Origin of the sequence: Halorubrum tropicale (assembly GCF_001280455.1) — an archaeon.
Lineage (GTDB): Archaea > Halobacteriota > Halobacteria > Halobacteriales > Haloferacaceae > Halorubrum > Halorubrum tropicale.
The window spans coordinates 72,603-96,654 of record NZ_LIST01000007.1 but is presented as its reverse complement, the minus strand read 5'-3'; the positions used below and the strand labels follow the sequence as shown (position 1 = coordinate 96,654).

The window sequence follows — 24,052 nt, the reverse complement described above, 5'->3', positions numbered from 1 at the left end:
TGAAGTGTGTGGCGTCAGTCAGCGCTGACGGCGTTCGAGAGGTCCTTGTTGGCGTGTTCGCCGAGGTACGCCTCGATGACCTCATTGTTGTTCTGTATCTCGTCGGGCGTCCCTTCGGCGATGAGACTGCCGTTGTTCAGCACCATAACCCGTTCGCTGACGGTCATCAGCGCGCGCATCACGTGGTCGATGAGGAAGACAGTCTTCCCCTCGTCTTTGATGTCACCGATGAGGTCGACGATGTCCTCGGTCTCCTCCGGGTCGAGGCCACCGGCGACCTCGTCAAAGAGGACGATTTCCGGGTCGGTGGCTAGCACCCGGGCGATTTCGAGCCGCTTGAGCTGGCCGACGCTCAGCTCGCCGGGGTCGCTGTACTGGATGTCCGCGAGGTCGACAAACTCGAGCATCTCCCTTGCGCGCTCGCGGACATCGTCGAACTCACGCCCCCCGAACTCCGCGCCGACCGCGACGTTTTCGAGCAGCGTCATGCTCTCGAACGGCCGGACAATCTGGTGTGTCTTTGCGAGGCCACGGTGGCAAATCTCGTGGGGGGCCTTGCCGGTTATCTCCTCATCGTCGAAGAACACCCGTCCCTCGGTCGGTTCGTGAACGCCGGTGACAGTCCGGAACAGCGTCGACTTGCCAGCCCCGTTTGGGCCGATGAGACCGATGGCTTCGCCGCGTTCGACCGAAAACGAGACATCGTTGATGGCCACTATGCCGCCGAACTTTTTCGTCAGGTTCTGCCCTTCGAGTAGCGCCATTGTGAACTGGTACCTTATCCACTCAAATAAACCTACCCCTGTCACGTTGTGACGGGGAAAACGCTTTGAGCCCGTTGTGTGAAAGAGCAGTCGTGACTCTTACGCAGATGTTCGATCCGACGGCTGTGGCAATCGTCGGCGCCTCGACGACCGAGGGGAAGATCGGTTACGAGGCGATGGCAAACGCGGCTGAGTTCGACAGTCCAGTGTATCCAGTAAACCCCTCCAGCAAGGGGACGCTGTTCGGCGAGGCGTTCGTGCCGTCAGTGACAGACATCGACGACGATGTCGACCTCGCACTTTGCTGTGTCCCCGGCCCGGTGACCCCGGAGGTCATCGAGGAGTGTGGCGAGGCGGGCGTCGGCGCGGTGGTCGTCTATGCCGGCGGCTTCGCCGAAGCGGGCGAGGACGGTGAGCGGCTACAGCAGTCGGTCGTCGAGGTGGCTGAGGAGTACGACATCTCCGTGCTCGGGCCGAACACGAGCGGCTTCGTCGTCCCCCGGACGAACCTCCTGTGTTCGTTCGCCAGCGGGGCCGAGAAGCTCCCGGCAGGGAACACCGCCGTCGTTGCCCAGAGCGGCGGCGTCGCCCACGCGCTCGCCTTCCAGTCCCGCAGACAGGGGCGGGGTGTCTCCGTCATGGTTGGACTGGGCAACCGCGCGAACGTCGGCTTTACCGATGTCATCGAGTACTTCGACGGCGATGAGGACACCGGTGCCATCGTCATCCACGTCGAAGGGACGGACGACGGACGTGCGCTACTGGAGGCCTGTCGCGAGAGCGAGACGCCCGTCATCGCCTACAAAGTCGGTCAGTCGGACGTGGGTGAGTTCGCGGAGTCACACACCGGCGCGCTCACCGGCGACCACGAGCTATACCTCGCCGGGTTCGCCCAGTATGGCATTCCGACGGTAGACGCGACGGACGACCTGCTCGACGCCGCGGCGGCACTGGCCGACTCGCCCGAACCGGACGGCCCGAACGTCGGTGTTGTCACCGCACAGGCGGGCCCTGGTATCATCATCACGGATCGTATCCAGCGCGCCGGCGGACGGCTCCCCGAACTCACCGCCGAGACGAGGGACCGGGTCGACGAGCTCTTGTCAGGCGTCACCTACACCGGGAACCCGGTTGACACCGGTCGGCCGATGCCTGCCTTCGGAGACGTCGTCACGGCCGTCGCTGAGGACGACAATGTCGACATCGTGCTGGTCTACGAACTGTTCGAGCAGGCGATGGGCTTCCCCGCCGACGCGCTAGACGGCCTCGCCGAGCGCGTCGACAAGCCGATACTGTTCGCCACTGACGGCATCGAGGAGGACATGGCCGACGACAAAGCGACGCTGACAGACGCGGGGGTTCCGATGTTCGAGACGCCTGAGCGGGCCGGCGACGCCGCTGCGGTCCTCGCTCGCTACGCGAAGATACAGGGTCGCGCCGGGGCCGCCTTGGAGGCCAGCCGATGACTGATGCGCCCATCGAGTCCGTCCGCGCCGACGGGCGGCGCACGTTGACCGAGGCAGAGGGGAAACGAATGCTGGCGGACGCGGGTGTGGAAACGCCGCCGTTTGCCGTGTGTGCGACCGCGGACGAGGCTGTCGAGGCCGGTTCGGACATCGGCTACCCGGTCGTCGTGAAGGTCTCCTCGCCGTCGGTCACACACAAGAGCGAGTGGGCCGATGGTGCCGGGGTCGCGGTCGGCATGGAATCGGGCGAGGACCTGCGTGCTGCTGCCGACCGTATCTTCGACGCGGCCGCCGGGCGGAACATCGACGCGGACGTCCTCGTGGAGGCGACGATGGATGTGGACGCGGGTACAGAGATACTCGTTGGCGGACTCCGGGACCCGTCGTTTGGCCCGGTCGTGGTCACGGGGCTTGGTGGCGTGTTCTCCGAGGTGTTCGCGGATACGAGCCACCGAATTGCGCCTATTAACCGCGCCGAGGCGCGGTCTGCCATCGAAGAACTACAGGTCGCGGATCTGCTCGCGGGGTATCGCGGCGGTGACGCGGCCGACCTAGACGCGCTCGCGGACGTGGTGGTGACGGTGGGCGACCTCGTGACCGACCACCCTATCGCGGAACTGGACCTCAACCCGGTACTTGCCTCCGCTGACGGAGCCGTGGTGCTGGATGCGCTCGTGGTCCTCGAAGCGGAGACTGGGGGGGACCGATGAGCTTCGAACGCACCTGGACGGTGCGTTTCTCCGATTCCGACCCGTTCGGTATCGCCCACTACCCGCGTATCATCGACGCGGTCCATGAGACGTCGGACATGTTCATGGTGGAAATCGGACACCCATTCTGGGAGCTCTCGCAGGACCGAGGCTTTGGCCTCCCAATCGTCGAAGTAGACTTCGAGTTCAAGGCCCCTGTCGAGGCCGGCAACGAGGTGACTATCGCGCTGACGCCGGAGGTAGGCGATAAGAGCATCCGGTTCGATTACACAGCGATTTGTGACGGGACGGTCACCTTCGAGGGGTACGAGCAGCGGGTGTGTGCCGAGCACGGTGGTGGCGGCGCAATCGAGGTGCCAGACGAGCTTCGGGACGCGATGGCCTCCTACGCCGAAGGATGACTGGTTGGTTCGAAAGTGTCCTTTTGGGGTAGCGAAGCGTTTTTATCGATTCTACAACGTTGTATTGGTATGGCGGAGTTCGAAAACCCATACGCGGCGGAGGACCCGTTTGTAGAAGCACACTTCGACTGTCTGGACTGTGGCGGGAAGCTCTGGGAGTACGCTATCCAGCGACAGATGGTGTGTGAGGACTGTCGCTCGCTGTTTGATACCGCCGACATCTTCGAGGCGCAAGTCTAGGTCAGCCGACGGCGGAGTGACACGACAACGCCAGACCCCGAGCGTAGAGGGATGTCTGCGCGATCTAAAACGCTGTTATAGGTCCTTTCAAGCGCTCTATCCGGGGCCTGTCCAATACACTTATGATGCTGGTGTGTCAATGTCGCTCTACAACATGTCCCAAACAGAGCCAGACGAACAGGAGCTAGAGGAGCAACTGGAATTAAGTACCGACACGCGCGGTATTCTTGAACGCCACAATCTCCGTCCACTTTGGGAGGTTGAGGACGACTTTGGCAACACCATCGACGACTTGGAGGCGGACATCTGGAAGTGGGAGGACATCCAGGCCGCCATCGACGGCGTCGAGGACGACGTCCCTATCGCCGACCTGCCGCCGGGTTTCCAGCGACGGGTTGCGGTGCCGATCAACGCCTCGTTCGGGAACGCGATCTCAAACACCATTTACGTCGGCGTTCAGACTGTCTCGCCTGGTGAGACGGCGCCTGCGCACCGACACGGCGCGAACGCGCTCCGGTTTACGATCGACGGCAGCGAGGATATGAAAACCGTCGTCGCGGGGGAAGAGTTCCCGATGGCGGACAACGACCTCATCACCACGCCCCAGTGGGAGTGGCACGATCACGTCAACGACTCTGACGAGACGGCCGCTTGGCTCGACGTGCTCGACCTGCCCCTCGTACTGGACTCCCTGAACGCCCGAAACACGTTCGAGAACCACGAACTCGAACGGCAACCGGTCACTAAGACACAGGGATACTGGGGGTCCCAGTACGGGCAGGGCCGCCCGGAGGGTGCGAGCAAGGATAAGGACATCCCGGGGCCATTCGAGGGGATTCGGGAGGCAACGCCGCCCCATCGGTTCAAGTGGTCGGAGATGCTCAAGTCACTCCGCCAGCGGGCCGAAAACGCCAACCCCGACCCCTATGACGGGTACAGCCTCTCGTACGTCAACCCCGCCACCGGCTCGCCACCGCTGTTCCCGACGATGTCGTTCCGCGCGCAGCTGTTACAGGAGGCGACGGACGAGCATTTCCACAACACGACGGAAGTCTACTTCGTCGTCGAGGGTGAGGGCGCGACCCACGTCGACGGCGAGGCACTGGAGTGGGGAGAGCGGGACATCTTCGTCGTCCCACCGGACGCGACCCACCACCACGAGCCCGAAGACGAGGAGGCCATCCTGCTGGGCATGACCGACCGCCCGGTGTTCGAAGCGATGAACTTCTACGCCGAGGCCAGCCCCTCGTCGTAACGCCGATACCGGTCGGCGGGTTTCGGACGCGAAACTTCTCGTGTTATTCTCCTAATATGTAGATGTCCCCAGTAACGGGAATCTTTATAATCTATCATCATAAGGGTCAAGACAGCATGGTAAGCGACGACAACCCAGTAACCCGTCGGTCGTACCTCACAACAACTGCCGGCACCGCCGCGGTCGCCAGCCTCGCCGGTTGTGCCTTCGGTGGCAGCGGTGGCAGCAGTGACACACTGACTATAGCCGGAACAATTCCGGAGACAGGGCAGTTCTCTTCGCTCGGTGAGGACCTCAGACGGGGGTACGAACTCGGCGAGGCCAGGATGAGTGAGCAACTCGACCGCGACGTCGAGCTCATCCTTCAGGACGACGAGAGCGACGCCCAGACCCTCCGACAGAACCTCCAGCAGATGACCAGCAATAACGACGTCAACATGATCTGGGGGAGCTTCTCCAGTCTGCTGGTCACCGCGGGGAGCGCCTTCGCCGAGAACCAAAACCTCCCGTTCCTCGGCATCGCGTTCGCCTACGAGGAGCCACACCGCAACGACAATTACGAGTGGACTTACGCGCCGTTCCCGAAGTCCCGCGACGTCGCCCAGTCGACGCTCGGGACGCTGGAACTTATCCCCGAGAGCGAGCGGCCGAACCGTGTCGGCATCTGGGAGCCAAACTCGGGGTGGGGCAGAGAACAGGCCGACTACTGGGAGAACCGGCTGGGCGATGCCGGGTACAACATCGTCCTACGTGAGACGTTCGAAATCGGCTCGCAAGACTTCTCGACGCTCATCAGCCAGTCACAAAACGCCGACGTGGAGGTGCTGCTGTCGAACCCGACGCCGGGCGGCGGCATCACGGCTATCAACCAGATGGAGTCGAACAACTGGTCCCCACAGATGCTCAAGTTCGTCCGCGGGGCCGACCCGTCGGCGTGGTGGTCGGCGCTCGGTGACGCGGGCGCGTACGCGCTGATGTGTCCTGGGTGGGTGCCCGGGCTGACGGACAACGGCAACCAGCGCCTCCGAGAGGACTACATGAGCGAGTACAACACCGAGAGCCAGTACATGCCGGTCAACGTCGGTGGGTCCTACAACCTCACGCAGGTGGCCCTACAGGCTGTACAGGCCGCCGGATCCATTGAGGCCGGCGACATCCAGAGCGCGCTCCGTAGCGAGACGTTCCAGACGGTCATCGGGGAGTTCGGTTTCGAGGACAACGGTCTCCCGGCCGAGGGCGACCTGACCGCACCGACCGGGCAGTGGTGGGACGGCGCGCAGCGACTGGCCTACCCGAACACCGACTCCGAGCGTTCGCTTGACTTCCGCTACCCCATCCCGCCGTGGAGTGAGCGGTAACCACCCATGGTCGCAGGCGAACTTATCTCACAGTCAATTGTAAACGGGATACTCTTGGGCGGCATCTACGCCGTCGCAGCGCTGGGGCTGTCGCTCGTGTTCGGTATCATGGACATCGTGAACCTCGCCCACGGACACATGCTGATGGTCGGCGCGTACGTCGCCATCCTCGTGTTCGCAGCGACGGGTATCACGCCGCTAATCGGGATGTTCATCGCGATGGGGCTGCTGTTCGTGCTCGGTATCGTCCTCCAGAAGGTGCTGCTAAAACACGTCGTCGGCGAGGGTATCGAACAGCCCATTATCGTGCTGTTCGGGCTCGCGCTGATACTCCAGAACATCGGCCAGCTGGTGCTGGGCGGTGACGCCCGGACGGCTGACCTCGGCATTCCTGGCAATGGCATTGACCTCGGGTTCGCCTTCCTGTCGCTCCCCCGGACGGTGACGTTCGTCGTCGCCGTCGTGCTCATCGCCGCGACGTGGGCGTTCCTCCAGTACACGAAAACGGGACAGGCCATCCGTGCGACGGCCCAGAACCGGACCGCAGCCCGCTACATGGGTATCGACACCGACCGCATCTACGTCATCACGCTCGGCATCGGGACGGCACTGGCCGGCGCAGCCGGCGCGTTACTCTCGATGCTGTTTCCGATCGATCCCTTCGTCGGCTGGTCGTACTTGCTGAAGGCGTTCGCGGTCGTGGTGTTGGGCGGCGTCGGGAGTATCCTCGGGACCCTCGTGGGCGGCGTCATCCTCGGGGTCTCCGAGAACCTTGGTGCGCTGTATCTCGGCGGCGGCTACCGAAACGTCGTGAGCCTGCTCATCTTCCTCGGTGTGTTGCTGCTCAAGCCCGAGGGGCTGTTCGGTAGTGGGAGTGGTAGCGAATGACGTTGCTCGAACGTCACCCGGAGGAGTCGCTGCTCACGAACCGTCGCCTTCAGGCTATACTTGGCGTGGTCCTGCTGGCGCTACTGTCGGTCCCGTTCGTGACGACCGACTCGCTGACCGGGCTCATACTCACCGGGCTCGTGTTCGTGATGCTCGGCGTCTCCTGGAATCTGCTCGCCGGGTACGCCGGTCAGATCTCGCTGGGTCACGCGGCCTTCTTCGGTATGGGCGCGTTCATCGCCGCGTGGTTGACCACCCCCGCCGCAGCGGGCTTCCCCGCGTCGATACAGCTCCCCATACTGGTCGCGGTCGTTCTCGGCGGCGTGGCGGCCGCACTGATCGCGCTGGTGCTCGGGCCGATATTCTTCCGGCTCAGCGGCCACTACTTCGCTATCGGCACCCTCGCGCTGGCGGCCGTCATCGAACTGGTGATGCTGGATCAGCGGTCGCTCACCGGTGGCTCGACGGGCTACTACGTACAAGGCGACCTCGGCCTCAACGAGTTCGTCACCCACGGGGACGTGATGTTCCTCCTGACGTTGTTGGCGACGGTCGTCACCATCGCCGTGACCTACCGCGTCGTCAGCGGCGCGGGCGGGCTGGGGATGAAGGCCATCCACGACGACGAGGACGCCGCGTCGAGTCTCGGCGTCAACCCGCTGAAGTACAAGATGTACGCTTTCATCGTCTCGTCGTTCTTCGCCGGGCTGGCCGGCGGCCTGTACGGCCACTACACGCTGTACATCAACCCCCAATCGACGCTTGCGGTGACCTGGACCATCGATTCGCTGGTCGTCGTCATCCTGGGGGGGATGGGCACGTTCGCCGGGCCGGTCCTCGGCGCGGGGCTGTTCCTCTTGCTTGACACCGGACTAGCCGCTATCGTCGGGAGCATCGCGACGACCATCGAAGGCGCGCTCATCATTCTCTTTATCATCTATCTCCCGCAGGGCCTGTACGGCCTCGTGGAGGACTACCTCGTCACCGGTGTCGACACGGGCACGGCGTCGGACGGCCCCACGTCTGCTGACGGGACACCAGACGGTGACCCCGACGCTGTCACTGACGAGGGCTGAGACACCGCTCTACCTTTTATTTCGTTCGCAAAACGAATCTTGCTTCTGCGCGGTTTCAGGCCCCGAGGTACGACTCCTTGACGCGCTCGTCCGCCGCGAGTTCTTCGGCCGTTCCGGAGAGGGTCATCTCCCCCGTCTGGATAACGTAGCCGCGGTCGGCCACCCGCAACGCGTTGTAGATGTCCTGTTCAACCAGTAGTACGGTCGTCCCCTGCTTGTTGATGCGCTCGATGGCCTCGAACACGTCGTCGACCAGCACGGGCGCGAGGCCGAGGCTCGCCTCGTCGAGCAACAGCAGGTCGGGATCGCTCATCAGCCCGCGGCCGATGGCGAGCATCTGCTGTTCGCCGCCCGAGAGCGTCTCCGCACGCTGGTCGGCCCGCTCCTCCAGCCGGGGGAATATCTTGTAGACCTCCGCCAGTTGGTCCTCCATGCCGCTACGGTCCACGTAGGCCCCGAGTTCGAGATTCTCCCGGATGCTGCTTTCCGTGAATATCTCCCGGCCTTCCGGGACGTGAGCGATACCCTTCTCGACAACCTCCTCGAAGGGCATTCCCCCAATGTTCTCGTCTTTATATCGGACCTCACCGGCCGTCGGCGTCAAATCGCCACAGATGCTCTTGAGTGTGGTCGTCTTGCCGGCCCCGTTCGCGCCCAGTAGTGCGACGGTCTCGCCGCGGTCGACGGAGAGGCTGACGTCCCACAGCACCTGAACGTTCCCGTACGACACGTCTATCGAGTCGACTTCGAGGAGTGCCATCGATTATCATGTCGTTTGTCGCCGCTTTTCTTAAGCCTACCCCTCTCAGGAGACGTTCGACCAGGTCGCCACTGGCGAGCAGCCGGAACCGCAGAAAACTGAACGAGGTGACCCAGTCGGGTCGTCGCCTATTTCTGGCCGCCCTTCTGTACGTCGGCTTTGGCGTAGCTCACGTCACGCTCGGTGACATCTACGGTCATCGAACCGACGGACTCAATCTCCGCGTCGATGGTGTCGCCGTCCGACAGTTCGCTGACGCCCTCGGGTGTGCCAGTGGTGATAACGTCGCCCGTCTCCAGTGTGGCCCCGAGCGAGGCGTACTGAACGATATCGGCACACGTGTAGACCATGTCGGCGGTGTTCTCGTACTGGCGGCGCTCGCCGTTGAGTTGTAGTTCCATCTGGAGGTCCTGGGGGTCGTCGATCTCGTCGACGGTCGTCACGCACGGACCGATGACGGTGAACGTGTCGTAGGATTTGCGGTTCGAGCGGTCTTGGTCGCCACGGAGTGAGATGTCCAGCAGGATCGTGTAGCCGAAGATGTGGTCCCAGGCCTCTTCGGCGGGCACGTCCTTGATGTCGCCCTCCATGACGAACGCGAGTTCGACCTCATGGTCGGTCCGGCGGTCGGTGAAGGGGAGTTCGATGCCGTGGTCAGGCCCGACAACGCTGGAGGGGGCCTTGAGGAAGTATCCTTTGTCCTTGATGGAGAACCACTCCTCGGTGGTGATGTCGCGGTCCGACAGCGCCTCCTCGATGTGGTTCTCGTAGTTCAGCGGCGCAGCGATGACCTTCCCGGGCCGACCCACGGGCGACCCGGTGTCCACGTCGGCCACGTCGTGGTCGGCGTCGGCGTCCGCGTACTCGCTGGCGTCATAGTCCCCGTCGATGTACTCAACAAGTGGTTCGTCGGCGTCGATACCGAGCCGGTCGTTCAGCGCGATGATGCCGGTGCCGCTGTCTGTGAGCAAGCCCAGTTGGTCGTCATCGTAGCGGACGAATCGCATGAGAAAACTATTGTCGGAGATCATTATAAAAGGTGCCTTTCTATCCGGACGGCGAGCGGTACAGCGCGCCGGCGGAACGTCGCGGGCCGGCGCGCCGGCGGAGCTGCTCAGAAGTGCGCGTCCGTCCGCGTCAACTCGACGTCGGCCGCTACATCGTCCGCGAAGTGTTCGGCCAGCGAATCGAGGCTCCAGCCGTCGGGTTCGACGCCGACGGCGGCCATCGACGGGTCCGAGAGGACGCCCACGCGGTCGCCGCCCGCGTAGAGCGTGCAACCGGTCACGTCCTCAGCTGCCTCGCTTGCGAGGTAGGCCACCATCGGCGCGACCTTCTCCGGGGGCATCTCCTCGCGTGTGTACGGACGATGTTCCTCGGGCACCGTCTCGGTCATCCGCGTGTAGCCGTTCGGGATCAACGCGTTGACTCGGACGTTCGAGCGGTGTAGCTCCGTCGACACGGAACGAACCATCCCGAGGACGCCGGCCTTCGCCGCGGCGTAGTTCGCCTGGCCAAGATTCCCGCGAGCGGCCCCGGCGCTGACCGCGAGATAGGAGCGCTGGCGGTCGAATCCATCGTCGTCGCTTGCTTCGCGCCAGTGCGCACACGCCTCCCGAAGGGGCGCGAACTGGCCGGTGAGGTTCGTTTCGACGACGGCCTCCCAGTCCTCGGGGTCGAGTTTGTAGCTCATGCCGTCACGGAGGATGCCCGCGAAGTTCGCCACGAAATCAAGGCGGCCGTGTTCCGCGACGGTCTCCGCCACGAGCCGCTCAGCGTCGTCGAATTCGCGCACGTCGACATGGTGGGCCGTCGCCTCGCCGCCCGACTCGCGGATGTCGGCCGCGACTTGCTCGGGAACTGCCGGGTCGTTTCCCTCGCCAGCGACGGACGTGCCGCGGTCGGCCACCACGACCGTTGCGCCATGGTCGGCGAGTTCGTGTGCCGCCGCTTCTCCGAGGCCGTTCCCGCCGCCGATGACGACACAGATGGTGCCCTCGACCATGTCAGAACGGGAATTCGCGGGCCTCGTGCTGGAGCGATATCCACTTTTTCTCGGTGACCTCATCGAGGAAGTCGTCGGTGTTGTAGCCGCCGACCCCCGACGCCCCCGTCCCGCTGAAGGGCACGTGGGCCTCGTCGTTTATCGGCTGGTCGTTGACGTGAACCATCCCTGTCTCCAGTCGCTGGGCGATGCGCTTGCCCGCGCCCACGTCGCCGGCGTGAACTGATCCCGACAGGCCGAAGTCGGTATCGTTGGCAATCTCGACTGCCTCGTCGACGTCCGAGAACGGGAGGATCGGAACGACCGGTCCGAAGTGTTCGTTGCACGCCGCCGCCATCTCGTTCGTCACGTCCGAGAGGACGGTGGGTTCGACGACAAGCGAGTCCTCGACACCGTCCATATCGACGGTGCCGCCACCGGTTTCCAGAGTTGCGCCGGCCTCGACGGTCCGTCCGACATAGTCGAGAATCTCGTCGCGCTGTGTCTCGTCGATGATGGGGCCGACAACGACGTGGTCGTGTGCGCTGCCGGCTGGCAGGTTCTGGGCCCGCTCAGTCATCCGCTCGACGTACTCGTCGTAGACGTCCTCGTGGACGAGGTGGCGGTTGATCGAGATACAGACTTGTCCTTGGTGCGCGAACGAGCCGAACACGCCCGCGTCAACCGCTTGGTCGAGGTCGGCGTCCGCTGTGACGATGTGGGCGTTGTTCCCGCCCAGCTCCATCGCCGCCTCGGCCAGGTTTTCACCGGCCGCGGCGGCGACGCGTCGACCGACTTCGGTCGACCCGGTGAACGCGACCACGTCGCTCTCGTCGTGACTGGCGACGGCATCTCCGATTTCGGAGCCGCGACCGGTGACGACGTTGATGACGCCGTCGGGGAAGCCGGCTTCCTCGAACAGCCGAGCAAACAGCAGCCCACCCACGACCGGCGTGTTGCTCGCAGGCTTGACGACGACAGTGTTGCCCGCAGCGACGGCCGGGGCGATAGCTCGTGCCGAGAGGTTCAGCGGGAAGTTCCACGGCGATATCACCGTCACGACCCCCTGGGGCTCGCGCTGGACGATGTTTTCTTTGCCGGGGATGTTCGACGCTGCGTGTTCACCTTTCATCCGCCGGGGTATCGTCGCCGCTTCGGCGATCTGGTCCTCGGCGAGGTGGACGGACGTCTCTCCCATCCCTCCTATCTGGCCAGCTTCCGTGCCCAGCAACTCGACGATTTCCTCGCTGTGTTCGTCCATCGTCTGCAAGAGCGCCTGGACGAGTTCTTCCCGCCGAGCTGGCGGTGTCTGGGCCCACTCTGTCTGTGCTGTGGCCGCCGCCTCGTAGGCCGCGTCCACGTCGGCCTCGTCGCCGCGGGGAACTTCGGTCACTGTCTCACGGGTCGACGGATCTTCGACCGCCATCGTCGCACCGCTGTTGCTCTCGCGCCACTCTCCACCGATGTAGTGGGCGCTCCAGTCGGCGTCGATACTGTATCGTGACAGGCCTTCTTGTGCCATATGTCCACATTCGTCGAAACGATAATGAACGTTTGGTGACGCGGGTGTTATCGGGTCCGGTCACCGCCACCCTGACCAACACATCGTCGCGGTCGGTCAGCGGTTGCGATTGTCTATCGCTGCGTCGAGAGCTTCTATCGGCGTCGGTGGTCCCTCTCGGTTGGAACCGGCGAAGGCGCCGTCGGTGTTGACCGCGAGGTCGGCGAGTTGCGTCCGGCACGACGCACCCGGTGCGACGACGGCTTCCGCTTTGCTCTCGGTCACCTGTCCTTCGAGGGTCTCCCCGATTGCCATACTCATCGCGTGATGTTCGCTCTCGTAGCCGAAACTACCCGCCATCCCGCAACAGCCCGAATCGAGCGGGTCAACGTCGTAGCCGGCCCGACGCAGGACACCGACAGCGTGGTGGTCCTTCTTCGTCGCCTTCTGGTGGCAGTGGCCGTGGTAGGCCAGACTGCGGTCGGGGGCGCTCGCAGTCAGGTCGTCGTCCAGACGGAACGTATCGAGGTACTCACACACGCCGTAGCAGTTAGCCGCGAGCGCTGACACGTCCTCGCCCGTGAGCAGGTCCAGGTAGTCCGACTGTAACATCACCGCATCACTGGGTTCGACGACGACGATGTCCCATCCATCCGCGACCCGTGGGGTGAGTGCGTCGACGGCCTCGCGGGCCGTCTCACGGGTAGCGTCGATGAACCCCTTCGAGTAGGACGGTCGCCCGCTGTCAGTCACGTCGGCCACCGCAACATGGACGTTCGCCGCTTCGAGGACCCGGACCGTGGCCTTCCCTATCTCGGGGTGGCTGAAGTTCGTGTAGGTATCGGGGAACAAGACCGCCTTCCGGGTTGCCTCGCTCTCGGGAACCTGCGGACCACGAGCCGCGAACCAGTCCTGTAGGCTCTCGCGCTCGAAGGTTGGGAGCGATCGCTCACGGGCGATACCGAGCGTCTTCTCCATGACTGCCCGCGCTCCTGGGAGCTTCGGGCCGAGGTTCGAGAGCGGGGCTAGCGCACTCCCGATCTGGGCGAGCGTGTCGACGTTCGCGAACACCCGCTCGCGGAGACCGGCGCCGTGTTCTTGATGGTGTGCGTGTTCAACCTCGACTTTTAACTTCGCCATGTCGACCTCGCTCGGACAGTCGTGGGCACAGCCTTTACAGCCGATACAGAGGTCCATCACCTCCGTGACGAACTCGTCGTCGGTTGGATCATCTGGCAGGTCGCCGCTCATCGCCTGCCGGAGCATGTTTGCCCGACCACGGGTCGAGGTAACCTCTTCGTCTGCTGCCCGGAACGTCGGACACATCACGCCGCCCTCGGACTGTTGAGTGCGACAGCCGCCACAGCCGTGACATAGTTCGACCATCCCCTGCATCCCGTTCTCGTTGTCCCATTCCAAGGCCGAGTCAAAGCCGGCGTCGAACTCGTAGTCCGGGTCGAACCGCAGGTTCTCTGTCAGGGAGACATCCCCACAGACCTGCCCGGGATTGAGCAGCCAGTCAGGATCGAACGCCGTCTTCAGGTCCCGGAATGCTTCCCAGAGCCGTTCGCCGTACAGTTTCCGGTTCCACTGGGTGCGAGCACGGCCGTCGCCGTGCTCACCCGAAACCGACCCACCGAATTCGACGACAAGGTCGGTGACGGCCTCACCGATGTTCTCCATCGCGTCGAGGTCGGTCTGAGACTTGGTGTTCACGAGCGGGCGAACGTGTAACACGCCCGGGCCAGCGTGGGCGTAGAACGATGCGAAGGTGTCGTTCTCGTCCAAGATATTCTGAAACTCGCTGACGAACTCGGGCAGATGTTCGGGCGGGATAGCACAATCTTCCAGGAAACTGATGTGTTTCTCGTCGCTGGTTCGGCCTAGAAGAATCGGGAGTCCCGACTTGCGGAGCTTCCAGATTTCTTTGCGCTCCGAGTCATCGTGGGCCTCCAGCGCATCAAACGCGAAGTGGTCTTTGTCCGGGTTCTCTTCCTGACTATCGGGCACCCGGTCAGTGAGCAGCCTCGCAACTTGCTCGCGGCCGTGGTCGTCGTTATCGGCGTAGAACTCAACGAGCAGCGCGGCCCGCGTCCGGTCGGGCAGCTTGGCCGCAACGTCGGCGAACTCCTTGGTATCGGACGCAAGGTCGATAAGAACATCGTCGATGAGTTCGACCGCCGCGGGGTCGTGGTTGAGAACATGTTGAACGTCGCTGACCGCCTCAACGACGCTATCGTATGTTAGCAGGGCGACTGATTTCGTCTCAGGAACCGATTCGAGCGAAACCGTCGCCTCGGTGACGATCGCAAGCGTCCCTTCGCTTCCGGCGAGCAAGCGAGCGAGGTTGACCGTACCTGCCTCGCCGTACTCGCCTTCGTACTCGGCGACCAGTCGGTCGAGGTTGTACCCGGAGACGTTGCGCTTAAGTTCGGGGTAGCGGTCATCTATCTCTCCTGCGTGGTTCTCGAGGAGCGACAAGACCCCCGCTGTAACGCGAGCTTCGAGGTCGTCGCTGTCCGGGTCTGCTCGTTCCCGGAGGCTCTCGACGGTTACCTCGCCGAACGTGGTGACAGTGCCATCCGCGAGAACGACCTCGCACTCCTCGATGTAGTGGTCGGTCTTTTCATAGACGAGCGAATGTGCCCCCGTCGAGTTGTTCCCAATGGCCCCGCCGATGGCGCTCCGGTTCCCCGCTGCTGGGTCCGGGCCAAACGTCAGGTCGTGTTCGGCCGCCCGGTCGTTTAGGTCCGCAAGCACGGTCCCAGCTTGGACGCGCGCCTCTCGGCCGTCGGCGTCCAGTGAGACGACGGCACTCATATGTCGAGTGAAATCCAGAACGACGGCTTCGTTGACTGTCTGACCCGCGAGACTCGTCCCACCACCACGGGGGAGAACCGGAATCTCCCGTTCGGCACAGTAAGAGACGACGCTTGCCACGTCGTCCGTCGAGGTCGGAAAAACGACACCGATGGGCGTCACTTCGTAGGCGCTGGCGTCCGTCGCGTACAGTTGTCGGGTGTAGGTGTCGAACCGGACTTCACCGTCAACCCTTGCCTCGAGGTCGGAGACGAGGCTGGGGTGCTCTACAGCCCCGCCGACGTAGTCGTAGTCTGCCCGGTCGTCGCTGGCGGTTGGGGCGAGTTGGATACCGCCGTCTGTGGCGGCGTCGCTATCGTCGTCGCGCATGTAGGTTGACCTGTGTGAACTGGTCACTTAATCCCCCCGTTGTCGGGCCGCCTGTGCCCCCGGCGCTAGAGTTTTTATGATGCCAACTGTTCTTCCGATACCGTGACAGACACTACCGTATCAAAAGACCGGTTACAGACACTGGTAAATCACCTGCTTGAAAGAGACGCTGGTGCCCACGCCGATGCTATCAACGAACTCGCCGACATCGGTGACGAGCGTATCGTTCCTCACCTGCTCGAAGTCCTCGTTATCGACGCTATCGGGAACAACTGGGGGGAGTTTGGCTTCCCTGCCGTCCTCAGGGAGCGGGACCCGCCACGGTATCTGGACCTCCCAGATGTCCGATGGCCCGGTATTCGTGATGCGCTCGCCGCGATAGCTGAACCGGACTTCGACTCCGCCCATGCGTGGGTCGAGTGGGAGTCGTGGTACTCACAGCAGACAATCGAGCCGCTGGAAGGGTTCGACGAGTGGAAACTACAGCTCTACCGTTCATACCTGCCGCCGGTCGGCGGGTTGCTCGACTGTGAGCCACGGGAGTTCGATTTACAGGAGATGCGTTGGGGGAACTGTGACCGGTCGTTCCTCGCGGCGTTGAACGCGCCCGACTTCGTCGTCGGCGACGCTGTCGATACCGCCGGCAAGGGTGGGGAGTACGAACGATATCTGGACGCTGAGGCTACCGTCTTCGGGTTCGAACTCGACGGGACGGCCTACGCCGTTGCTCGGTGGGTGCTCTTTCCACACGAACTCATGAACGCGACCCTGTCGGGTATCCCAGTGAGTCTTACTTATTGTACGCTCTGTAATGCGCCTATCCTCTACGATCGGCGCGTCGACGACGAGATGCGAACCTTCGGCAGTTCTGGCATGCTGCTGTCGGGTAACAAGGTTATGTACGACGAGGAAACGGAAACGCTGTGGGACCAGCACAGCGGCACTCCTATTGGTGGCCCCCATCTCGAACGTGACGCTGACTTGCTGCTCGACCAGTTCGCGGTCACGCAGACCACGTGGGGCGAGTGGACGACGGAGCACCCCGACACGCTTGCACTGGACATCGACACCGGCTACGACTACGATTACTCCTACTACGATGGCAACATTGGATTCTTCGAACACTACTGGAATCGAGAGGAGACCGTACAGCCTGGTGTCCGGAGAGCGGAGGATCGTCTGCCTGAGAAGACCTCAGTCTACGGTATTGTTGGTAGCGATTCTTCGGAGGTATGGGTCGTCCCAGTCGACGAACTCACCGCCGACGAGGTCCTCGCTGGGAGTGTCGACGGTCAACAAATCGTTGCACTCCTCGACGCAACCGGCGACGTGGCTGTCTACGAAGCCCCACCGACGCCCGTTGAGCGGACTGACACAGGGCTTCTCGATAGCGATGGCGAGACGTGGGCTGTGAACCGAAATAAACTCCAGAGCCAAACTGGCGAAACCCGGAAACGGGTGACCGGGCGTCACGGGCTCTGGTTCGCCTTTCGGACCCACTACGACATGGCGCACGTGGTCACCTGAGCGGCTAATCTGTTTTTCGGTGCCTTCGAGTGCGAGTAACAGCGACGGACAGTCAAAAACTGTATCGCTATCGAAGGATTCCTTGAGAGCTCAGGCGTCGAACTTCGTCATTTCAAACTGCTTCACTCACGTCACCCTAGAAACTGCCGAAAGCTGGTTGTAAGTATTCTCTTGCTGACATAAAGGTACTAACTGAACACTATCACATGAGCTCCGGTTTCGTATAAACCGGATATGAACGCTCGATCACAGTCATTATGACAGGCTTCCAGTAACGACTGGATCTCTCTCGATGTCAGCATATCCTGTGAGAGAATCTGTTTTTGTTCGACTGACGTTAGTATTCGTGCTGCTGCTGCCTCATAATCCATAGTTGGCATACTGGGCTCAGAGCTGCTGAGCCATGACAACACAGCTGGAGCCCAACTCAAGTTAGGGTGTGTCATAGAATTATTCGTAGGACCCTTATCCACATTTTTGAAACGGAATCATCCACAGATCGCGCTTGCGAGTGACTCGATTACCAGCAAGAATTTTCTATTAGTTCACACTAATGGTGTGATAGCATACAACATACATCGCCGTATGAGTGACAAAAATTCATCAGCATCCCGGCGAGGCTTTCTGGGAAAGATGGCGGTTGGTGGTACAGCGCTTTTGGGAGCTACGGGATCGGTAACCGCAAGTAACGGAAAAGCGTCCACACCATCGGACGACATTACCTTCGAAGAGGGCCTCACCTACGCGACACGTGAAGCAGGTGAAAATCGGACTGCAGGTGAGTTAGAACTGGATCTGTACTACCATCCGAATAGTAAGGAGCCGACACCACTCGTCGTGTATATCCACGGTGGAGGGTGGATCACTGGTTCACGCAAATCGACTCCAGACCTGATGGAGTATTTCGCCAGTCGTGGCTACGCGATGGCTACTATCGATCATCGCTATTCGTTCGTTCCCGACGACATTGATCCGTTCTTCCCGCCCAACGACATCAACCCGAAAGGAAAGTTCCCAGACCACATCATCGACGTGAAAGCTGCTATCCGGTGGCTGCGAGCCCACGCCTCAGAGTACAACATCGATGTCGACAACATTGCGACGTGGGGCTCGTCGTCGGGCGCTCACTTGTCGGCCTTGGCGGCGGCGGTAGACGATGTCGAAGAAGTCGAAGGAGACGTGTACGATATCAATCCGACGGTTGCCACCGAACAGAGTGGTGCGGTACAAGCTGCGATCCCGTGGTATCCCCCAACTGACCTGCTGTTGATGGATGAACAGGACAGCAACGATTCGGGAGCTCAAGGGTTCATTCCACACAACGCTCGTAACTCACCTGAATCGATGCTCATCGGAGAGAAAATTACTGAGGCTCCTGAAAAGGTGGCTCGCGCAAACCCAATCACATACGTTGAGGATGGATCCGCCCCAATGCTGCTGATGCACGGTCGCCAAGACCGGCTCGTTCCGTACGAACAAAGTGAGATTCTCTACGAAGCACTTCGGGATGCGTGCGTTGAGGCGTCATTCCACGAACTCGATCCGCTTGGCCACGGGTTCGGGTTTGACGAGCTCACTCAGAAACCAGTCATTGACCAGACTGTCTATACGACCAAGGGCTGTAAGTCAAACAACGGACGTGGCTCACCGCCAAAGGATCGAACGAGCAACGGGCCTCCAGCTCGCCCGAAAGTGGTTGAACAGTTCCTCGATAAAAATCTGGGCAAATAAATACATTCTTTATATTGAGGCAGTGTCGTGATAAGGTCGAAGGATGCGGCGGTCAAAAATCGAGTGGTTCATGCTCAGTTTTGACCGCCTCAGTGGCGATAGCGGTTGTATCGGATTAGATTTCTGGATCGAGAGGCGTCATCTGAGTCGGCGATGAAGCTCGGTATCTGACTCCATTCGGCTGAATTATCACTTTAAAATACTGTCTCTAATATTGAAAGTTTGGGTATCAATCCGCATCGAACCACCGTTCATTGGTGGGTTCAGAAAGCCGATCTACAGCAGACAGGGGGTACGAATTCGAATCACGCTGCGGTCGATAAAACGGTGATCCAGCTCAGCTCAGGTTGATATTGGCTGTATACACTGCTGTCGGTCCCGCCACGAGCTGATTGCTCCACGCTCGCCTGTATGTGACGAGAACAAACGCCATTACCTCGATGTGTCTCTCCCCAAATTGCGTGAGAAACATCAGGTCGACGACGCGGTCCTTCTCGTCGACGGCGCGCTATGGTTACACACGGCCTGTCATCGTCACGGACTCGAATTCCAACACGTCACCCATGGGAATCGGAATGCCGTCAAATGTGTCTCCCCAGAAAATGAAATGACGAACAAACCAATTTCCAAATATATTTTGTCGAGTCGGGCCGAGTACTGCTAAAAATTGGTTACAAGCGTTCGCCTTCACATGGAATCAGCTTATCTACACACTACCTGACCGAGACTGAGTCATAATATATCACTTGTGAAGATTTCAACAGAACCGGTCGTTCGGAGCGCCGCCGGCTCCAGCGTGTCGAAAGCCGCCGCTCTACGCGTTTGCGTGGCAGGACGACCATGAACCTCGTTCGTTCTACTCGTTGTGAGCGTATCGCGGTGCGTTGTAATTATCGGACTGTCGCAGGCGGCGCATCTTCACGCCATATTTAATATCACTTAAACTCAGTTTCTGATGGAGGAATCAGAGGCACACGCTCTCCTCCCCTCCCCTATGACCAATAACCCACCCTCGCTTGGTTATTGTCCTACCTGTAATCGTGAGATCTCACGGGCATGGAAGCTTATTGAATACGAACAAGCAGATGGGGATACTGGGGTTTTTGCTGAATGTCCGTCATGCGATGAAGTTATTAAACCACAAAGATCCCCAGACGATATTGACAAGGAGTGAGACTGTGTCGCATCGGAGATCGCGAAAATGACAGCACCCACTTATTTTATTCAGATATTCAAAATACAAATAGAACCGACGACTCCCTCACCAGCGCAGCGTCAGGCCATCGCCTCTTGGAGCCGCTCCCGGAGCGCGTCTTCGCGTTCTTCGAACTGTTCGACTTTCTCCTGTAGTTCGTCGCTGACGCGCTCGATGGTCGCTAGCGCCCGTTCGCCGTCCAGCGACGCCTGGGCCCCGTCATCGCCGTCCGCCTCTAGCTGCTGCTCGTACGCCTGCTCGACGCGCTCGATCGTGCCTTCCGGGTTGAACAGAATGTCGTTGGCGATCCGGACGTACTGATCGAGGGACGCCCCCTCTTTCCCTTGGAAGAAGTGGGTAAGGGCGTACGTGGCGCCGGAATGCAACGTCCACATATCGATCTCGAAGGGGGACGCCGCATTGGCTTCTGCATCGCCGGCGGCACGCTCGGCCAGGTAGTCCGGGAACCCCAGCAGGGTGTAGAACTCCGTGACGGTGAACGGGAGCTCCGAGAAGTCGAGGTCGATATCCTGGGCGTCCCGGATGAACTCGAAGAGGTCGTCGGCGACGAGTTCGACCTGTGCGAGGAGTTCCTCCCACCAGGTGCGGAAGTTCCGCACGTCGCCGACGTGTTTGATGACCTCTTTGTCGGTGAGCGAGCGCATCGTGTTCGAGCAGTAGCCGTCCTGAGCGAACCCCTCCACGTAGACGGCGTGCTCGCCGAAGAAGTCGTAGCCAGATGTGACGCCCATCGTGATCGGGTCCGACCGGCCAGGAAGGCGCACCTCGAGGCCGTCGAACATGATGTCCATATGGACCTCGCCACCGCCCCGGTAGCGCCGAATCTCGCCGAACATCACCTCGCCCAACGACGTCCCGTCGATGGTCTCCTCGCGGAGGACCTCCTCCAGCGGGCCGTAGACGTCGACCGGGTTGATGATCGAGTACGAGTCTGTCGGAATGTGAAATAGTGGCTCCCTCTCGGTGTCGCCGTCTGCTTCTGCTTGTAATCGCGACGGCTCGACGAGTGCGTTGAACCGTTCCGTTTCGACCCACTCATCGCTGTACGGGTTACGATATGCGACTGCTGTCTCGATCGCCTGTGGAAGCTCTCGATTCGCCTGACTGAAGCTGACTGGATCGGGGGTAGCGTGTTGCTCCGCGTACCACTCAGGTAGTTCAGTGTCGGTTCGCCCATCGAGGCCCGCGAAGACTGTCGTTGTCTCTGGGTCTTTCATATCTACTCGAAGGCGCGATGCGTTCTGGTCTGCGCCTCCACCCATCACTGGCGCAAAAAACGACCCTACGGTCGTTGACACTCGTGGGCTTGGATCCGCTCTGGAAGCCCGACCTTCCCGCAGAACGGACACTCAACGAGTGGTGTCGGCGGGAGCTTCCGATACTCCACGAGTGCTCCTCGAAGATGGGCTTTCGTTTCCGGCGACTCGGCGCTTGCGAGGGCACTGGTGAGGTGCCAGTGAAGTCGTTCTCTCTTCGTGAGACCGTCTGCGTTTGGTGTCGGGATGGACTCGTCTGTCTCTCGCATTTAGACCACTGGGGCCTTACCCCTCACCCCCTCGTGGGGGGAGACCAACACACTCTCCCCCGGCTATCTCTTGCGGCTGTGTGCTGTCGACAATCGTATCCAGTCGCTGTGGGGCGACGGCCTCCCAGATGAGATGATGCTTCGAACAGACGGTCACGAGATTCGAGACGCGATTTGCTTGCTCGTGGTCAAACCGCCCGTCGGGATCGACGAAGAACTTCCGCGGAACCAGATGGTGGACTGAGATATCTTTTCCCACCTGCTCTTGATGATCTACTTGGGTCATCCCACACCATGGTGTTTGACACTCGTAGTCATCGCGTTTCAACGCTTTTTGTCGCTGTTCTGGCCAGTTCGGGCCGTAGGGGATCGCCGACCGCTCCTGATAGGACTGTGGTTGTGAGAAGCCAGCTTCAGTGAGTGTCTCTTCCCATCCACCAAACCGTTCGAGATATGTACACTTGTGAAACTTCCCGATTCGGTTCATCTCGCCGCTCGATGGCGGACGACCGAACTGATCTGTAAGGCGGTTAATTTCGTCCAACAAGTCCTGATCGGTGAGTCGGTACTTTCGATTCGGAGCGAAGCCAGCCTCACGAAGCGCCTCGTTCCAACTCCCGAACTTGTTCTGACAGACGCGTTGGGAATACTCCCCGTGCTCGCTCATCTCCTTTGCTGTCGGTGGTTTTCCTAATTTGTCTGCGACACGCTGAATGTCGTTGAGAATCACGTCTACATCCGTTACGATCTGGTCGCGGCGATGGACGGCCGTTACGTGCCCGCCCAGTTCGTTGGAGGTCGCAAACGACTCGCCACAGTAGTCACAGATATGCTCTGTCACGGCTTCGTCACCTCCCTCCGCGGTTCCCCCGTAATGCGTTATAAACTCTTGACCTCGTACGCAACTCCTGTTCCAAGTAGAACCCTCCAAGGAGCGATTCATCTCGCCACGAATTTTCTGTATCGGTCATAGCTCGGTGACGCGGAGTGAGTTCACCCCGCAGCCTCTCGGGGGCAAATAAACAGAGCGAGGCTGCGTTCGGCAACGTATTTGACAGACCCACCGCACTGTTGGGATATATCGGGATGGCTGTACTGGACGATCTCTCGGGGTTCGAATTCGAGGACGTGATGGAGGACGTGTTTCGGAACCTCGGCTACGAGAACGTCCGCCAGGCCGACCGCACGGCTGACGAGGGACGCGACGTCATCATGGAGGAGGTCGTCGACGGCACGCGGCGTGCGATCATCGTCGAGTGCAAGCACACGGGGACGGTCGGCCGGCCGGTCGTCCAGAAGCTTCACTCGGCGATCGCGACGTTCGACTTCGACGGCCCGAAGCGCGGGATGGTCGTCACCACGGGTCGGTTTACGAACCCTGCTCAGGAGTACGCCGACCGCCTCCAGCAGAACGACGACCCACATCCAATCGAGCTGCTCGATGGCGAGGACCTCCGGGAGATCGCCGACGAGATCGGCCTCGACCTCTACAACGGTCGCATCGAGATTCTCTGCGACGAGACGCTCCGCCCGTACGATCCGGCTGCCGACGTCGACGCGCCAGTCACGGAGGCGTTCCGCGACATTGAGAACATCGAGGCCGCCGACCTCCCAGACCCACACTCATCGGTGACGTTCCGCCCGGTGGTCGCGGTCACCGCGGACACGAACGCCGTCTTCGAGACGTCGGTGGGCGTCATCCACCGGATCAACGACCGGACCCGATTCGTTGCCCACGCCGAACGCGGGCAGCCCCAGGTCGTCGACGAGGACGTCGGGACGCTGGTCACCGAGAATCTCCACGCGACGGTCGACCTCGATGCCGAGCAGTTCGGAGCGGTGTTCGACGACGTCGAGGAGCGCCGGTTCGGACAGACCCAAACGGAGTACAAGGAGTGGGCCGTCGAGCGCCTCCAGCAACACCACACGACGACGGTCACCTACACCGGCGACAACAACGTCACGTACAACAAGACCTGTGAGCCGAACCGCTCGGACATCTCTGTCCAGTCGATCGAACCAGTGTACCTCCCGGAAGTTCGGCACACTACCGACGTCCAGGAGTACACCTACCCCTACGAGTACTACGCGGCAGGCCCGTCACGAGTGACCGCCGAGGACGGCATCCATCAGTGCGTCCACTGTGACACGAGCGGCGGCGACGAGACGTACACCTACTGTTCGAACTGCGGGGCAATCGCCTGCTCCAGCCACATCAAAACGGAGCGGCTGGAAGGCGAGCCGGTCTGTACGGGGTGTGCGGTGACGGAACGGTTCGCGCTGAAGACGAAGTACTTCTACGACGAGGAGAATCTCGAAGCGTTCCGCGAGGAGTACGCCGCGATGCCGCTTCACGAGAAGGCGATGGAGAACAAGTGGCTGGCCGGGGGAAGCGTTGTCGCGACGCTGCTGGTCGTCGTCGGACTACTCGTCATCGGCGGCATCATCTGAGCGGGCTAAG

The 24,052-nt window shown here is 61.3% G+C and carries 20 protein-coding genes and 1 pseudogene; 13 read left to right on the top strand and 8 right to left on the bottom strand.

The features are described 5' to 3' along the window. Nucleotides 1–14 precede the first annotated feature (14 nt). Complete coding sequence (locus tag AMR74_RS14930) at nucleotides 15–764, bottom strand: ABC transporter ATP-binding protein (RefSeq protein ID WP_053772851.1); 750 nt, start codon at nucleotides 762–764, stop codon at nucleotides 15–17. Nucleotides 765–856: 92 nt separating this feature from the next. Between AMR74_RS14930 and AMR74_RS14925 the strand changes: the two genes are divergently transcribed. The 8 genes from AMR74_RS14925 (at nucleotide 857) to AMR74_RS14895 (ending at nucleotide 8,158) form a co-directional block, all read left to right on the top strand. Beyond that, entirely contained in the window at nucleotides 857–2,230 is a 1,374-nt protein-coding gene (locus AMR74_RS14925) for a CoA-binding protein (protein ID WP_053772850.1), read from the top strand. Further along, complete coding sequence (locus AMR74_RS14920; RefSeq protein WP_053772849.1) at nucleotides 2,227–2,940, top strand: acetate--CoA ligase family protein; 714 nt, start codon at nucleotides 2,227–2,229, stop codon at nucleotides 2,938–2,940. The genes AMR74_RS14925 and AMR74_RS14920 overlap by 4 nt, the downstream gene beginning before the upstream one ends. After that, complete coding sequence (locus AMR74_RS14915; protein ID WP_053772848.1) at nucleotides 2,937–3,341, top strand: acyl-CoA thioesterase; 405 nt, start codon at nucleotides 2,937–2,939, stop codon at nucleotides 3,339–3,341. The genes AMR74_RS14920 and AMR74_RS14915 overlap by 4 nt, the downstream gene beginning before the upstream one ends. Before the next feature lie 69 nt (nucleotides 3,342–3,410). Next, on the top strand, nucleotides 3,411–3,581 hold the full coding sequence (locus tag AMR74_RS19235) for a hypothetical protein (RefSeq protein WP_167551926.1): 171 nt from the start codon (nucleotides 3,411–3,413) through the stop codon (nucleotides 3,579–3,581). A 154-nt stretch (nucleotides 3,582–3,735) separates the two neighbouring features. After that, complete coding sequence (locus AMR74_RS14910; protein ID WP_053772910.1) at nucleotides 3,736–4,836, top strand: cupin domain-containing protein; 1,101 nt, start codon at nucleotides 3,736–3,738, stop codon at nucleotides 4,834–4,836. A 116-nt stretch (nucleotides 4,837–4,952) separates the two neighbouring features. Continuing rightward, the gene (locus tag AMR74_RS14905; RefSeq protein ID WP_053772847.1) at nucleotides 4,953–6,194 is read left to right on the top strand and encodes an ABC transporter substrate-binding protein; all 1,242 of its coding nucleotides are present in this window, start codon (nucleotides 4,953–4,955) and stop codon (nucleotides 6,192–6,194) included. 6 nt (nucleotides 6,195–6,200) lie between these two features. Further along, nucleotides 6,201–7,082: a branched-chain amino acid ABC transporter permease gene (locus AMR74_RS14900; RefSeq protein WP_077152355.1), complete on the top strand. Its 882-nt coding sequence runs from the start codon at nucleotides 6,201–6,203 to the stop codon at nucleotides 7,080–7,082. Further along, nucleotides 7,079–8,158, top strand: coding sequence for a branched-chain amino acid ABC transporter permease (locus AMR74_RS14895; protein ID WP_053772845.1), 1,080 nt, complete (start codon nucleotides 7,079–7,081; stop codon nucleotides 8,156–8,158). Before AMR74_RS14900 ends, AMR74_RS14895 begins: the two co-directional genes overlap by 4 nt. A gap of 55 nt (nucleotides 8,159–8,213) precedes the next feature. On the opposite strand, the gene AMR74_RS14890 is transcribed toward AMR74_RS14895, so the two are convergent. The 5 genes from AMR74_RS14890 to AMR74_RS14870 all read right to left on the bottom strand — a co-directional run bounded on the left by AMR74_RS14890 (nucleotide 8,214) and on the right by AMR74_RS14870 (nucleotide 15,592). Then, nucleotides 8,214–8,918 (bottom strand): ABC transporter ATP-binding protein, encoded by a 705-nt coding sequence (locus AMR74_RS14890; RefSeq protein ID WP_053772844.1) that lies wholly within the window; start codon nucleotides 8,916–8,918, stop codon nucleotides 8,214–8,216. Between the two features lie 128 nt (nucleotides 8,919–9,046). Beyond that, on the bottom strand, nucleotides 9,047–9,925 hold the full coding sequence (locus AMR74_RS14885) for a fumarylacetoacetate hydrolase family protein (RefSeq protein WP_053772843.1): 879 nt from the start codon (nucleotides 9,923–9,925) through the stop codon (nucleotides 9,047–9,049). 107 nt (nucleotides 9,926–10,032) lie between these two features. Then, nucleotides 10,033–10,923, bottom strand: coding sequence for an SDR family oxidoreductase (locus AMR74_RS14880; RefSeq protein WP_053772842.1), 891 nt, complete (start codon nucleotides 10,921–10,923; stop codon nucleotides 10,033–10,035). A 1-nt stretch (nucleotide 10,924) separates the two neighbouring features. Further along, entirely contained in the window at nucleotides 10,925–12,424 is a 1,500-nt protein-coding gene (locus AMR74_RS14875; RefSeq protein ID WP_053772841.1) for an aldehyde dehydrogenase family protein, read from the bottom strand. Between the two features lie 96 nt (nucleotides 12,425–12,520). Continuing rightward, a complete protein-coding gene (locus AMR74_RS14870; RefSeq protein WP_053772840.1) occupies nucleotides 12,521–15,592 on the bottom strand; it encodes an FAD-binding and (Fe-S)-binding domain-containing protein in 3,072 nt (1,023 codons plus the stop codon). A 102-nt stretch (nucleotides 15,593–15,694) separates the two neighbouring features. On the opposite strand from AMR74_RS14870, the gene AMR74_RS14865 reads away from it, so the two are divergent. The 4 genes and pseudogenes from AMR74_RS14865 to AMR74_RS17585 all read left to right on the top strand — a co-directional run bounded on the left by AMR74_RS14865 (nucleotide 15,695) and on the right by AMR74_RS17585 (nucleotide 20,024). Beyond that, on the top strand, nucleotides 15,695–17,119 hold the full coding sequence (locus AMR74_RS14865) for a DUF3179 domain-containing (seleno)protein (RefSeq protein ID WP_053772839.1): 1,425 nt from the start codon (nucleotides 15,695–15,697) through the stop codon (nucleotides 17,117–17,119). Nucleotides 17,120–17,704: 585 nt separating this feature from the next. Further along, on the top strand, nucleotides 17,705–18,850 hold the full coding sequence (locus AMR74_RS17595) for an alpha/beta hydrolase (RefSeq protein WP_082356895.1): 1,146 nt from the start codon (nucleotides 17,705–17,707) through the stop codon (nucleotides 18,848–18,850). A 70-nt stretch (nucleotides 18,851–18,920) separates the two neighbouring features. Then, nucleotides 18,921–19,581 (top strand): annotated as a pseudogene (locus AMR74_RS17590) (IS6 family transposase). Between the two features lie 224 nt (nucleotides 19,582–19,805). Next, nucleotides 19,806–20,024, top strand: coding sequence for a DUF7837 family putative zinc-binding protein (locus AMR74_RS17585; protein WP_308204437.1), 219 nt, complete (start codon nucleotides 19,806–19,808; stop codon nucleotides 20,022–20,024). Between the two features lie 101 nt (nucleotides 20,025–20,125). Here AMR74_RS17585 and AMR74_RS14860 read toward each other — a convergent pair whose 3' ends face one another. Beyond that, nucleotides 20,126–21,283 carry a hypothetical protein gene (locus AMR74_RS14860; protein ID WP_053772838.1) on the bottom strand — a complete coding sequence of 386 codons (1,158 nt, stop codon included), beginning with the start codon at nucleotides 21,281–21,283 and terminating at the stop codon, nucleotides 20,126–20,128. Between the two features lie 324 nt (nucleotides 21,284–21,607). After that, on the bottom strand, nucleotides 21,608–22,432 hold the full coding sequence (locus AMR74_RS19230) for a homing endonuclease associated repeat-containing protein (RefSeq protein WP_158295132.1): 825 nt from the start codon (nucleotides 22,430–22,432) through the stop codon (nucleotides 21,608–21,610). Between the two features lie 245 nt (nucleotides 22,433–22,677). On the opposite strand from AMR74_RS19230, the gene AMR74_RS14855 reads away from it, so the two are divergent. Beyond that, nucleotides 22,678–24,042, top strand: coding sequence for a restriction endonuclease (locus tag AMR74_RS14855; protein WP_053772837.1), 1,365 nt, complete (start codon nucleotides 22,678–22,680; stop codon nucleotides 24,040–24,042). The last annotated feature ends 10 nt before the right edge of the window (nucleotides 24,043–24,052 follow it).

Excerpts from the sequence above, each read along its gene's own strand:
- AMR74_RS14860 (WP_053772838.1), bottom strand. The coding sequence starts at position 21,283 with ATGAAAGACCCAGAGACAACGACAGTCTTCGCGGGCCTCGATGGGCGA.
- AMR74_RS17585 (WP_308204437.1), top strand. The coding sequence starts at position 19,806 with ATGGAGGAATCAGAGGCACACGCTCTCCTCCCCTCCCCTATGACCAAT.
- AMR74_RS14895 (WP_053772845.1), top strand. The coding sequence starts at position 7,079 with ATGACGTTGCTCGAACGTCACCCGGAGGAGTCGCTGCTCACGAACCGT.
- AMR74_RS14875 (WP_053772841.1), bottom strand. The coding sequence starts at position 12,424 with ATGGCACAAGAAGGCCTGTCACGATACAGTATCGACGCCGACTGGAGC.
- AMR74_RS14910 (WP_053772910.1), top strand. The coding sequence starts at position 3,736 with ATGTCCCAAACAGAGCCAGACGAACAGGAGCTAGAGGAGCAACTGGAA.
- AMR74_RS14915 (WP_053772848.1), top strand. The coding sequence starts at position 2,937 with ATGAGCTTCGAACGCACCTGGACGGTGCGTTTCTCCGATTCCGACCCG.
- AMR74_RS14900 (WP_077152355.1), top strand. The coding sequence starts at position 6,201 with ATGGTCGCAGGCGAACTTATCTCACAGTCAATTGTAAACGGGATACTC.
- AMR74_RS14930 (WP_053772851.1), bottom strand. The coding sequence starts at position 764 with ATGGCGCTACTCGAAGGGCAGAACCTGACGAAAAAGTTCGGCGGCATA.
- AMR74_RS14890 (WP_053772844.1), bottom strand. The coding sequence starts at position 8,918 with ATGGCACTCCTCGAAGTCGACTCGATAGACGTGTCGTACGGGAACGTT.
- AMR74_RS14855 (WP_053772837.1), top strand. The coding sequence starts at position 22,678 with ATGGCTGTACTGGACGATCTCTCGGGGTTCGAATTCGAGGACGTGATG.
- AMR74_RS19235 (WP_167551926.1), top strand. The coding sequence starts at position 3,411 with ATGGCGGAGTTCGAAAACCCATACGCGGCGGAGGACCCGTTTGTAGAA.
- AMR74_RS14880 (WP_053772842.1), bottom strand. The coding sequence starts at position 10,923 with ATGGTCGAGGGCACCATCTGTGTCGTCATCGGCGGCGGGAACGGCCTC.
- AMR74_RS14885 (WP_053772843.1), bottom strand. The coding sequence starts at position 9,925 with ATGCGATTCGTCCGCTACGATGACGACCAACTGGGCTTGCTCACAGAC.
- AMR74_RS14870 (WP_053772840.1), bottom strand. The coding sequence starts at position 15,592 with ATGCGCGACGACGATAGCGACGCCGCCACAGACGGCGGTATCCAACTC.
- AMR74_RS17595 (WP_082356895.1), top strand. The coding sequence starts at position 17,705 with ATGAGTGACAAAAATTCATCAGCATCCCGGCGAGGCTTTCTGGGAAAG.
- AMR74_RS14905 (WP_053772847.1), top strand. The coding sequence starts at position 4,953 with ATGGTAAGCGACGACAACCCAGTAACCCGTCGGTCGTACCTCACAACA.
- AMR74_RS14920 (WP_053772849.1), top strand. The coding sequence starts at position 2,227 with ATGACTGATGCGCCCATCGAGTCCGTCCGCGCCGACGGGCGGCGCACG.